Below are 12,850 nucleotides of genomic sequence, written 5' to 3' on the forward strand. Positions count from 1 at the left end.
TACATTGTACAAGACTGAAACAGGTATATTATAATGATTCATACTAGTGACGGAGGTGTCAATCAACATGGCAGATGAAATCAAAAAGAATGTTCCGCTCCTTCCTTTGCGAGGTTTACTTGTCTATCCGACAATGGTCTTGCATTTAGACGTTGGACGGGAGAAGTCTGTTCAAGCATTAGAGCAGGCAATGATGAACGATCATATGATTTTTCTAGCAACACAGCGGGAAATTTCAATAGATGAACCAGGTGAAGAAGAAATTTTCAAAATCGGCACCTACACGAAAATAAAACAAATGCTCAAGTTGCCAAACGGAACGATTCGAGTGCTTGTTGAAGGCTTAAATCGAGCACAGATCGAATCATACGTTGAGTTAGAGGATTATACCTCGGTTGATATTAAAGAATTGGCAGAAGAAGAAATAAAGGACGCAGAAGCAGAAGCCCTCATGCGTACATTGTTAGATCACTTCGATCAGTACATAAAAATTTCAAAAAAAATCTCAGCTGAAACGTATGCAACGGTGACTGATATTGAAGAACCAGGAAGAATGGCAGACATCGTTGTTTCTCACTTGCCTTTGAAACTAAAGGACAAACAAGAGGTGCTTGAAACAGTAGATGTTAAAAAACGGTTAAATCGAGTAATTAACCTCATTCACAATGAAAAAGAAGTGCTTGAGATTGAAAAGAAAATTGGACAGAGGGTCAAACGTTCAATGGAAAGAACGCAAAAAGAGTATTATTTGCGTGAACAAATGAAAGCCATTCAAAAAGAACTGGGAGACAAAGAAGGGAAAACAGGCGAAGTCAGTACGCTAATGTCAAAAATCGAACAATCCAGCATGCCGGATTCTGTACGTGAGACGGCAATAAAAGAATTAAATCGTTATGAAAAAATCCCTTCAAGCTCTGCAGAGAGCTCTGTAATCCGAAATTATATTGATTGGCTCATCAACCTTCCGTGGGGGATATATACTAAAGACCGTCTTGACTTAAAGCTTGCGAGCAAGATTTTAGATGATGAGCATCATGGGTTAGAAAAAGTCAAAGAACGTGTGCTTGAATATCTCGCTGTTCAGAAATTAACGAATTCATTAAAAGGACCCATTCTTTGCTTGGCAGGACCTCCAGGTGTTGGGAAAACGTCACTTGCAAAATCGATTGCAAAATCACTTGATCGAAAGTTTATCCGTATTTCTCTCGGTGGTGTGCGTGATGAATCAGAGATTCGGGGTCATAGAAGAACGTATGTAGGTGCGATGCCAGGGCGCATTATACGTGGAATGAGTAAGGCTGGAACGATGAATCCGGTGTTTCTCTTAGATGAAATTGATAAGATGTCATCGGACTTTAGAGGAGATCCTTCTTCTGCCATGCTTGAAGTGTTAGACCCAGAGCAAAACCATAACTTTAGTGATCATTACATTGAAGAAACATTTGATCTGTCTCAAGTGTTATTTATCGCTACTGCCAACAATCTAGCAACTATTCCGGGTCCACTTCGTGATAGAATGGAGATGATCACGATTGCAGGGTATACAGAGGTTGAAAAAGCAGAGATTGTGAAAGATCATCTTCTGCCAAAGCAACTAAAGCAGCATGGATTAAAGAAAGCGAATTTGCAGCTTCGTGAAGCGGCGATTTACGATATCATTCGTTATTACACAAGAGAAGCAGGTGTACGCGGACTAGAGCGTCAGCTTGCAGCCATTTGCCGAAAAGCGGCAAGAATTATTGTGACAGAGGACCGCAAACGAATCACTATTACAGAAAAGAACGTATCTCAATATCTCGGCAAAAGACTCTATCGCTATGGACAGGCTGAAACGTCAGATCAAGTGGGGGTTGTCACAGGACTTGCGTATACCACAGTGGGTGGAGATACCTTATCCATTGAAGTATCGCTCTCACCAGGTAAAGGTAAGCTTCTGTTAACCGGTAAGCTTGGTGATGTCATGAGAGAGTCAGCACAGGCAGCATTCAGTTATATCCGTTCAAGGGCTGATGAACTAAATATTGATCCTGATTTTAACGAAAAACATGATATTCATATCCATGTTCCAGAAGGTGCGGTTCCAAAGGACGGTCCATCAGCTGGTATTACCATTGCGACGGCTCTTGTATCAGCACTCACGGGGCGACCTGTTTCAAAAGAGGTCGGAATGACAGGAGAAATTACGCTAAGAGGAAGAGTCCTTCCGATTGGCGGATTAAAAGAAAAAGCACTAGGTGCACATCGAGCAGGGCTTAAAACCATTATTCTTCCAAAGGATAACGAGAAGGATATTGAGGATATCCCTGAAAGTGTGCGAGAAGGTTTAACATTTATTCCGGTCTCGCATCTAGATGAGGTACTTGAGAAAGCGTTAGTAGGAGAGGGAAGATGAAAGTAACAAAATCAGATATCGTCATTAGTGCGGTAAAACCAGAGCAATACCCAAGTGGTGGACTGCCTGAAATCGCTCTTGCAGGACGGTCAAATGTTGGGAAGTCCTCGTTTATTAATTCATTAATCAATCGTAAAAACTTAGCACGTACGTCTTCTAAACCGGGAAAGACACAAACGCTCAATTTTTACATTATTAATGATATGCTCCACTTTGTGGACGTTCCAGGCTATGGCTTTGCCAAAGTGTCAAAAACAGAGCGTGAAGCTTGGGGAAGAATGATTGAAACATACCTCACAATGCGTGAAGAACTAAAAGCTGTGGTGCAAATTGTGGATTTACGTCATAAGCCATCAGTAGATGATGTAAACATGTATGAATTCCTTAAGTATTATGATTTACCCGTAATTGTCATTGCGACAAAGGCGGATAAAATTCCAAAAGGCAAATGGGAGAAACATGCGAAAGTCGTCAAACAGACGCTGGACATTGTCCCATCGGATGAATTAATCCTTTTCTCTTCGGAAACAAAAAAGGGAAAAGATGAAGCGTGGAATGCGATCCTTGCGAAGATTAACAGCTAAGACAAAATCAAATCAGCCCATAAAAAAGTTGGAAGGAGACATTCGTTTTCTTTCCAACTTTTTTTGTCATATGTACAAAAAAGTTGTTACGATAACGGCTGACTCGAGTGTAAACATTTAGCACGGATCGTCAATTAGAATGAAAATGTAAATAGTGAAATTTATTCAAAAGAAAATGAGGTGTCTACAAGTTGTGCCAAACAACTAGACACCTCATGATATGTGTGCGAAATAAAAATAACAAAACCGTCTTTTCTGTAAAAAAAGTGGCATTACAAGCACCTACAGAGAAGATGGTTATTATCATATAATATCGAGTCATCTTAAGATGTTGATAAAAACAAACCATTTGACGCTTTTATTTGTATAAGTTATTTCCTTTTTAAAAATAATAAGAGCAAACTCACAGCAATGAGTACATATGGCCAGTACAATTCAAAGTCGGAAGTTGGAATGGACAATGCGCCGAGCTGTTTTACAATTTGCTGAAAGAAATAAAGGAACAAGCCTAGTGCAATGAGAACAATACTCTCGATACGATATTCCTTTTTTTGAGCTGATTTCATGAACAGGGCAACCCCTACTACGAACACAATCATTGTAAAGGTATCTGGCCAGTGGTCCAATTTTGATTGAAGAATAAAGTGTAACGAAAGTCCAGTCATGAGCATACCGATAAACACATGAGAGGTTTCCTGTTCCGTCTTCCCTTGATATAAAAATGCAAGTCCAAAGAACAGCACAAGTGTGTACCATTTATCTTGGTCCTTCCAGATGTCAAATTGACCTCCTGAGAGAATGGCATAAAGAGCTACAGCCAGTAAAGTAAGCGGCAGTAAAATGGATTTCTTCTTCAAAGATGTCACCTTCTTTTAAGCAGATCATTTGTCCGCACACGCCAAATTTGGTAAATTGCATGAAGTGATATCATGACATGTGCGTTGTAGAACATTTTTCTACTATATCACAACATTTTTGAAATCTGTTCACAATTTTTATCCAGTAAAAAAAGAATCTATGTTATAATCATTATAAATAATGAATTCTATATTATAATGATTATAAATTAGACAGGGCGTTGGGGGTGCAAGCTGAAGTTATGCATATACTTGTTGTGGGTTTAGATTATAAAACAGCCCCTGTTGAGATACGGGAACAGCTGAATTTTGAGCCGAGTGAACTTGGTGCAGCGATGTCCAAGCTTAAAGAAGAAAAAAGCATTCTGGAAAATATCGTTATCTCAACATGTAATCGGACAGAGATTTATGCGGTTGTGGATCAGCTTCATACTGGTCGATTTTATATAAAAAGATTTTTAGCTGATTGGTTCGGCTTAGAAAAAGAAGATGTCTCACCATATTTGAAGTTTTATGAAAACGATGGCGCGGTCGAGCATTTATTCCGAGTGGCATGTGGACTTGATTCAATGGTCATTGGTGAAACACAAATACTTGGTCAAGTGCGTTCCAGCTTTAAAATAGCTCAAGAGGAGAAAACCATTGGAACCGTTTTCAACTATTTATTTAAGCAGGCTGTTACGGTAGCTAAACGTTCTCATGCGGAAACAGATATTGCTTCTAATGCAGTTTCTGTCAGCTATGCGGCTGTCGAACTTGCCAAAAAAATCTTTGGACATCTTTCTGATAAGCATGTCCTTGTTATTGGTGCGGGAAAAATGGGCGAGCTGGCGGCACAAAACCTTCAAGGACAAGGGATTGGTCAAGTCACTGTCATTAATCGAACGTATGAGAAGGCAAAGGAGCTGGCTAATCGTTTTTCAGGAGAACCTAAGAGCTTAAATCAATTGGAAAAGACATTATCAGAAGCAGATATATTAATTAGCTCCACTGGTGCGAAACAATTTGTCATTACGAAAGAAATGGTAGAGAGTGCGAATAAAAAGCGGAAAGGCAGACCGCTATTTTTGGTGGATATTGCAGTGCCCCGTGATTTAGATCCAGCCATTTCTGAAGTGGAAGGTGCTTTTTTGTATGACATTGATGACCTTGAAGGCATCGTGGCAGCCAATTTAAAGGAACGCCGTGCAGTTGCTGAGCAGGTTGAATTGCTGATCGAAGCGGAAATCGTAGAATTTAAGCAATGGCTCAATACGCTTGGGGTTGTTCCTATCATTTCTGCATTAAGAGAAAAGGCACTGACCATTCAAGCAGATACGATGCAAAGCATTGAACGTAAGCTTCCGAATCTCACACATCGTGAAATGAAACTGTTAAATAAACATACGAAAAGTATTATCAATCAAATGCTGAAAGATCCGATTTTAAAGGCTAAGGAAATTGCTGGGGAGCCGAATGCAGAGGAAAAACTTTTACTCTTCAAAGAAATTTTTGACTTACAGGTTGAAGAAGAAGAGCAAAAGATAGAGCCTGTGCAGGTGGAACAAGGATCATTTCAGCTATTCAAATCAAATATGGCGCAAGGCTTTGCTACGATTGCCAGTGAGTGATTAGGCGATGATGGAAACCATTGTGGCGAGACTAGGCGAAGCGACGATTTTGATCTATGCACTAAGTGTTTTGTTCTATTTCATAGATTTTCTTCAATACAACCGGAAGGCTGGAAAAATAGCTTTCTGGTTGCTTTCTATTGTCTGGCTGCTGCAAACAGCCTACATGTTCTATATTATGATGGCAACAGACCGATTCCCTGTGTTGAATGTAGCAGAGGGGTTATATTTTTATACATGGGTGCTCGTGACACTTTCACTCGTGCTCACAAAAGTATTGCGTGTTGAATTTATTGTCTTTTTTACAAATGTGATTGGTTTTTCCATGATGGCCATTCACACATTCACACCATCTCATTTTCATACAGCCGAAATTGCGGGAAAGCTAACGTCAGAACTGCTCGTCATTCATATTACGATGGCTATTTTATCATACGGGGCCTTTTCACTTTCATTTGCTTTTTCATTGCTGTATCTCTTTCAATATCGCTTGCTGAAAAAGAAAAAATGGGGGAAATGGCTTCTTCGAATTGAAGACTTATCAAAGCTTGATCACATGGCGTATGTACTAAATATTATTGGAGTGCCAATGCTCTTGCTTAGTTTAATTCTTGGCATTATTTGGGCATATATCTCGTATGATACGTTGTACTGGACAGATGCGAAGGTGCTTGGTTCGTTTATTATGTTATTTTTATACGGCTTTTACTTATACATCAGATTGGTCAGAAATATGCAGGGCAAAATCGTGGCACGATGGAATGTCGCTTCATTTCTTGTGCTGATGATCAATTATTTTTTGCTTGGGAGCTTATCAACCTTTCATTGGTTTCAATAATGATGAGTCTTAAGGGCATTGTCGGGAGGAAGACGTAATGCGTACAATTAAAGTAGGTTCTAGACGAAGCAAGCTTGCAATGACACAGACAAAATGGGTCATTCAAAAGCTGTCTGAATTAAACCCTTCTTATTCTTTTGAAATAAAAGAAATTGTCACAAAGGGTGATCAAATTCTAGATGTGACCTTATCAAAGGTTGGCGGAAAAGGGCTGTTTGTGAAAGAGATTGAACAGGCAATGTTAAATCATGACATTGATATGGCTGTTCATAGTATGAAGGATATGCCGGCTACCTTACCTAAGGGTCTAGTCATTGGCTGTATTCCTGAGCGTGAAGATGTGCGGGACGCACTCATTTCAAAGCATCATCAGCGTCTTCATGAATTGCCGAAGGGAGCAGTGATTGGAACGAGCAGTTTGAGGCGGAGTGCTCAGCTTCTTCAGGAAAGACCTGATCTTAAGATGAAATGGATTCGTGGAAACATTGATACAAGACTTGAAAAGTTAAAAAATGAAGAATACGATGCGATTATTCTGGCTGCTGCTGGCCTTTCTCGGATGGGGTGGAGCAAAGAGGTTGTTACAGAATTTTTATCAACTGAGACTTGCCTGCCGGCTGTTGGACAAGGTGCGCTGTCAATTGAATGCCGCAGTAATGATGAAGAGTTATTGCAGCTCCTTGCTCAATTTACAAATGAATATACAAAGAAGACTGTACTAGCTGAGAGGGCCTTCCTCAAGCAAATGGACGGTAGCTGCCAAGTACCGATTGCCGGTTATGCCACCATGAATAAACGTGATGAAATTGAACTAACTGGACTTGTTGCTTCTGCTGACGGTCATACTATTATTCGGGGAACAGTGACTGGTACGGACCCTGAAGCGGTTGGAGTAGCATGTGCAAATCAAATGGCTGATAAGGGAGCAAAGGATTTAATCGACAAAGCGAAAAAGGATTTGTCCTCCAAATGAACACAGCCAAATCGCTTAACGGACAGACGGTGCTTGTCACACGAAATGAACGTCAAGCAGGTGTGTTTAAGCAAAAGATTGAATCGCTTAACGGTCATGCGGTCTTAACATCTTTGATTCGCTTTGAGCCTACACTCACAAAAGTAAAAGTAGAGGCATTTTGGAAAGACTTAGAAACTAGTGATTGGCTAGTTTTCACGAGTGTGAATGGTGCATCTTTTTTCTTAAAATATCTACAAGACCATCATTTACATATGGACTTGTCTCACTTAAAAATCGCTGCTGTTGGTGAGAAGACGTCTGCTTATCTTAAGCAGCATGGCTTTAAGGTGGATGTTGTACCTAAACGATTTATAGCCGAAGAGCTAGCAGATGCCTTGGTTGAACATGTATTACCGGGAGAGCAGGTATTTGTTGCAAAAGGGCATTTGTCACGAGATGTGGTGAAACATACCCTTATTCCACTTGGGATTGAGGTCAAGGAATGGATTTTATATAAAACAGTCAAGGATGAGGAAGGAATGGCCGCTTTGAAAGCGGCCTTGATGGAGCAATCATTTGATTTTATTACATTCACAAGCTCCTCCACTGTCCATTCGTTTATGCATGCAATGAAAGCAGATGCAGCACGCTTGGCTGAATCTGATACAAGTTTTGTCACGATAGGTCCTCTCACAAAAGAGGCACTGCTTCAATACGGGATTCGATCTGAAACCCCAGAAACTTATACAATAGACGGGATGCTTGATTTGATGTGTCGTTTATCTGAAAGGAAGTTGAAACATTGATGAAATTTAACAGACACCGTAGATTGCGTACAAGCGCAGGAATGAGAGAATTAGTAAAAGAAACCTTTTTAAAACCATCTGATTTCATTTATCCGATTTTCTTTGTCGAAGGAGAAAATGTACGAAAAGAAGTTCCTTCGATGCCAGGTGTGTATCACATTTCTGTTGATCTTGTGAAGGAAGAAGTGCAAGAGCTTGTGGATCTTGGTATCAAGTCCATCATTGTGTTTGGTGTACCAGATCATAAAGATCATGTTGGCAGTGAGGCTTATCACGATCATGGCATCGTTCAAAGGGCAACGATTGAGATCAAAAAACATTTCCCTGAGCTCGTCGTTATCGCAGATACTTGCTTATGCCAATATACAGATCATGGACATTGCGGAATCGTCGAAGGTGGCGAGATTTTAAATGATGAATCTCTTCAACTTTTAGCAAAAACGGCTGTTAGTCAAGCACGTGCAGGTGCTGATATCATTGCGCCTTCTAATATGATGGATGGTTTTGTTGTCGCAATCCGAGAGGCTCTTGATGAGGCTGGCTTTATTCATGTGCCCGTGATGTCATATGCGGTGAAATATGCAAGTGCTTTTTATGGTCCATTTCGTGATGCAGCGCACAGTACACCGCAGTTTGGGGATCGCAAAACGTATCAAATGGATCCTGCAAACCGTTTAGAAGCGTTAAGAGAAGCACAATCGGATATAGAAGAGGGCGCTGATTTTCTCATTGTCAAACCATCTCTATCTTATTTAGATATTATGCGTGATGTGAAAAATGAATGTACACTCCCTGTTGTGGCTTACAATGTAAGTGGAGAGTATGCAATGGTCAAAGCAGCTGCTCAAAATGGTTGGATTTCTGAAAGAGAGCTTGTGCTTGAAATGCTGACAAGTATGAAACGTGCTGGGGCAGATTTAATTATTACGTATCATGCAAAAGAAGCGGTAAAATGGCTCTCAGAATAAAGAACGGATAGACAGGAGGACGTTGAAATGGTACGCAGCTATGAAAAATCAAAACAAGCATTTAAGGAAGCGCAACAATTAATGCCTGGTGGTGTCAACAGCCCTGTTCGTGCATTTAAATCAGTGAATACAGATCCGATTTTTATGGAACGAGGCAAAGGCGCAAACATTTACGATATTGATGGAAATAAATACATTGATTATGTATTATCGTGGGGACCGCTCATTTTGGGACACAGTCATGACCGTGTTGTCAAAAGTATCCAGCGAGTAGCTGAAAAAGGTACAAGCTTTGGTGCTTCTACTTTAGTTGAAAATGAATTAGCTAAGCTTGTATCAGAACGTGTTCCTTCAATTGAGGTCATTCGCATGGTCAGCTCTGGAACAGAAGCAACCATGAGCGCGCTTCGTCTAGCACGTGGCTATACAGGTAGAAATAAAATTGTGAAATTTGAAGGCTGCTATCATGGACACGGTGATTCTTTACTCATTAAGGCTGGTTCAGGCGTCGCCACACTTGGTCTGCCGGATAGCCCTGGTGTACCTGAAGGAATTGCTAGCAATACCATTACGGTTCCTTATAATGATTTAGAAAGCATTCAAGTGGCATTTGAAGAATTTGGTGACGATATTGCAGGTGTCATCGTAGAGCCAGTTGCTGGTAATATGGGAGTTGTTCCACCTCAAGAAGGCTTTCTGCAAGGACTAAGAGATATCACAGAACAATACGGTGCTTTACTCATTTTTGACGAGGTCATGACAGGATTCCGCGTTGATTACAACTGTGCACAAGGCTACTTTGGTATCTCGCCTGATTTGACTTGTCTTGGAAAAGTAATCGGAGGTGGTCTTCCGGTAGGAGCTTACGGTGGAAGAGCGGATATTATGAGACACATTGCGCCAAGCGGGCCGATTTATCAAGCGGGTACCTTATCTGGTAATCCACTTGCAATGACAGCAGGTTTAGAAACGTTAAAACAGCTAACCCCAGAGTCTTATGAAGAGTTTAGACGCAAAGGTGATATGCTGGAAGAGGGAATTTCAAAAGCAGCCAAAGCGTCTGGAATTCCATTGACATTTAACCGCGCTGGCTCGATGATTGGCTTCTTCTTTACGGATGAACAAGTCATTAATTATGAAACGGCGAAAACGGCTGATCTTGCTTTGTTCGCTGAATTTTATAAGGAAATGGCTGATCATGGCATTTTCCTCCCGCCTTCTCAATTCGAAGGTCTGTTCTTATCTACCGCTCATACAGATGAGGACATTCAATATACCATTGAGACAGTGGAAAAGGTTTTTCAAAAATTACGTAAATAAACGAAAGTCGGTGTGGACACATGCCGGCTTTTTTGCTTTGCAAAAACCATTCATATTTTCATCTGTGCTCACATACACCTGTATTGACATCTAATTTTATTTTGAAGGATTAGATGAAAGGAGGACACCGACTTGTCTCAAAACAATCGTTTACAGTTTTCGGTAGAAGAATCCATCTATTTTAAAAGCGGACAGGAAGTCAGTGAGCTACTGTCAATTTCACTTGATCCTGACATTCTCGTTCAAGAAGTGAATGATTATGTTTCAATTAGAGGTTCACTCGAGCTAACAGGAGAATACAACATAAATCAACAGGAGCTATTGGGTGAATCCAGTTCCTATGCATCATACAGGCAGGTAGATGAGGTGAAGGTGAGAGAGGACGGAACAGCAGAGCTTCTGCATCAATTTCCAGTGGATATTACCATCCCAAAGAACAAAATCAGTCATTTAAATGATGTATTTGTGTTCATTGATGCATTTGATTACCAGTTAACAGAAAGCCGCATATTGACCATTCAGGCTGATTTAGCGATTGAAGGTTTGTTAGATGAAGAAGTGCCGCAAGAGCGGGCAGAGGAGCCGTATGAATTTGTTCATCGCTCTGAAAAGGATTATGGCGATGTTTCATATGAATATCAAGTAACGGGACAAGAAGAACAAGAAGGATTACAAGCTAATGCACGTGAAGAGCAGGAGAATTTTGAAGAACAAACTGTGTTAAAGCTCAATGCACGTGAAGAGCGTGAGGACATTGAAGAACAAACACTGTTTCAAAATGATGCACGTGAGGAACAAGAAGAAGTGAAAATAGAGCCGGCGGACATGGAAAAAACGAAAGAACCGGAGGAACAAGAAGAACCGGTGGTACTTGGCTATCGTGCCTATCCAGAAGCCCAGAGTCAGGAGCCGCCATTTTTTGAGCCCCCAAAATTATTAGAAGAAGAGGAGCGAGATGATTCGTTCTTTAAGGTTGAAGTAAGGAAGGAATTTGAGTCAGCGATGGAGGAAGAACAAGAGGAAGATGTCACGGACGATCCTGCATTTGAATCACCTGCCTATCATGTTGATTCGATACAGGAGGATCGTGAGGAGCCATTTCAAATAGACCGGTTATACGAACGGGAAGTACCTCAAGAATATGAAGTATCCCAAGAAGCGGAGGAACCTGAAAGTGACGTGAGAGAGTCATCTGGCAGTGAGAACTCACTTTATTTAACGAAGCTGTTTGCTAAGCAGGAGGAGGAAGATTTTTCTCGCATGAAAATATGTATAGTGCAGCAAGAAGATACGGTCGATCGCATTTGTGAACGATATCAGTTGAATGTTCAGCAGCTTCTTAGAACGAATTCATTATCGGCAGATGCGGAGCTTGAAGAAGGGCAAATTCTTTATATTCCTGAATATCAAAAAAGCAATGCATAGCATGAGGAGACTGACCTAGAAAATGTGGTGAGTGAACGTGGATGAAATCCAATCAGTCTTATATGAATATGGGCTTGAGGCTGAATATATTGAACCCGTCAGCCCGTCGGTCGTAAGGGTTTATACAAAGCAGGGCGTATTTGCACTAAAGCGATTGAAGGCGCAGCGAAATATGCAGTTTACAGAGCAAATGCTTGAACTAGAATCAAAAGGCTATCGTTCATTTGTGCCTATTTATCGCACAAAAAACGGCTCTTTTTTCTCAAGTCATCGGGAAAGCCAGCACGCTTATTATCTCATGCCATGGCTGACGAATGAAAAGAGAGAAGAGCAAGATGATAAACATGAGTATTTATTCCAAGAGATTGCTAGGCTTCATAAACGAACCGAAGTGATGATGAATATTACGAAGCATGAGATAGAAGCTCACTACACACAAATCAAGATGAAATGGGAAACAGAAAAAGATATGTATGAACGATTCATAGAGCGGGCAGAACAAACATGGTACATGTCGCCATTTGAGCTGGCCGCTGCTATGTATTTTTCAGAAGCTATGTCTGCGAGTGAATTTGCCCTTGAACGTTTAGAGGATTGGCATGAGGAAATGAAAGATCAGGAGACAACTCGGGTTGTTTTAAATCATGGACAATTGTCAATTCATCATTTTCTATACAATGATGTAGGGACAGGACATTTTACCAATTTTGAGCGGTCTAAAAAGGCCGCCCCCATCTATGATCTTTTGACGTTTTACTTTCGGACATTCAAATCATATCCTGCTCCTTTTCCAGAATGTACTTCCTTGTTTTATACGTATCATAAGGGGAATCCGCTCAGGGAAGAAGAGCTTCATTTGTTTTTGAGTTATCTCGCTTACCCGCAAGGACTGTTTGATGCGGTGAAAGCATATGAATCTGGCGGGCAAAACGAGATGAAAAGCTGTCAGCAACTTTTAAGAGCGTATTGGCAAATGAAAAATTCAGAGCCGACTGTTATGAAAATTCACGAAATCGAGCAGGCTAGACGTCTAGAAGAAGAACAAAATGCCTCGTCATCATCAGAATGACGAGGTTTTGTTTTGGATTTATTCAG

The 12,850-nt window shown here is 40.7% G+C and carries 11 protein-coding genes; 10 read left to right on the plus strand and 1 reads right to left on the minus strand.

The features are described 5' to 3' along the window. Positions 1-67 precede the first annotated feature (67 nt). Positions 68-2,392 (plus strand): endopeptidase La, encoded by a 2,325-nt coding sequence (gene lon, locus ABVJ71_RS00115; RefSeq protein ID WP_353855047.1) that lies wholly within the window; start codon positions 68-70, stop codon positions 2,390-2,392. Then, a complete protein-coding gene (gene yihA / locus ABVJ71_RS00120) occupies positions 2,389-2,976 on the plus strand; it encodes a ribosome biogenesis GTP-binding protein YihA/YsxC (protein WP_353855048.1) in 588 nt (195 codons plus the stop codon). Before lon ends, yihA begins: the two co-directional genes overlap by 4 nt. Positions 2,977-3,347: 371 nt before the next feature. On the opposite strand, the gene ABVJ71_RS00125 is transcribed toward yihA, so the two are convergent. Continuing rightward, positions 3,348-3,833 carry a hypothetical protein gene (locus tag ABVJ71_RS00125; protein WP_353855049.1) on the minus strand — a complete coding sequence of 162 codons (486 nt, stop codon included), beginning with the start codon at positions 3,831-3,833 and terminating at the stop codon, positions 3,348-3,350. Between the two features lie 242 nt (positions 3,834-4,075). Here ABVJ71_RS00125 and hemA point away from each other — a divergent pair, with 242 nt between their 5' ends. From hemA to ysxE, 8 genes are all read left to right on the plus strand, one after another. Then, the gene (hemA, locus tag ABVJ71_RS00130) at positions 4,076-5,443 is read left to right on the plus strand and encodes a glutamyl-tRNA reductase (protein WP_353856482.1); all 1,368 of its coding nucleotides are present in this window, start codon (positions 4,076-4,078) and stop codon (positions 5,441-5,443) included. A 7-nt stretch (positions 5,444-5,450) separates the two neighbouring features. Beyond that, positions 5,451-6,281, plus strand: coding sequence for a cytochrome c biogenesis protein (locus ABVJ71_RS00135; protein WP_353855050.1), 831 nt, complete (start codon positions 5,451-5,453; stop codon positions 6,279-6,281). A 37-nt stretch (positions 6,282-6,318) separates the two neighbouring features. Then, positions 6,319-7,254, plus strand: coding sequence for a hydroxymethylbilane synthase (gene hemC / locus ABVJ71_RS00140; RefSeq protein WP_353855051.1), 936 nt, complete (start codon positions 6,319-6,321; stop codon positions 7,252-7,254). After that, positions 7,251-8,042 (plus strand): uroporphyrinogen-III synthase, encoded by a 792-nt coding sequence (locus ABVJ71_RS00145; RefSeq protein ID WP_353855052.1) that lies wholly within the window; start codon positions 7,251-7,253, stop codon positions 8,040-8,042. Before hemC ends, ABVJ71_RS00145 begins: the two co-directional genes overlap by 4 nt. Further along, positions 8,042-9,010, plus strand: a complete 969-nt coding sequence (gene hemB / locus ABVJ71_RS00150; protein ID WP_353856483.1) for a porphobilinogen synthase — start codon at positions 8,042-8,044, stop codon at positions 9,008-9,010. Before ABVJ71_RS00145 ends, hemB begins: the two co-directional genes overlap by 1 nt. 27 nt (positions 9,011-9,037) lie before the next feature. After that, positions 9,038-10,330 carry a glutamate-1-semialdehyde 2,1-aminomutase gene (gene hemL / locus ABVJ71_RS00155; protein WP_353855053.1) on the plus strand — a complete coding sequence of 431 codons (1,293 nt, stop codon included), beginning with the start codon at positions 9,038-9,040 and terminating at the stop codon, positions 10,328-10,330. A 132-nt stretch (positions 10,331-10,462) separates the two neighbouring features. Then, positions 10,463-11,755 carry a LysM peptidoglycan-binding domain-containing protein gene (locus ABVJ71_RS00160; protein WP_353855054.1) on the plus strand — a complete coding sequence of 431 codons (1,293 nt, stop codon included), beginning with the start codon at positions 10,463-10,465 and terminating at the stop codon, positions 11,753-11,755. 37 nt (positions 11,756-11,792) lie between these two features. After that, complete coding sequence (ysxE, locus tag ABVJ71_RS00165; RefSeq protein WP_353855055.1) at positions 11,793-12,824, plus strand: spore coat protein YsxE; 1,032 nt, start codon at positions 11,793-11,795, stop codon at positions 12,822-12,824. Positions 12,825-12,850 lie beyond the last annotated feature (26 nt).

The organism is Bacillus sp. Bos-x628 (assembly GCF_040500475.1).
Lineage (GTDB): Bacteria > Bacillota > Bacilli > Bacillales > Bacillaceae > Bacillus > Bacillus maqinnsis.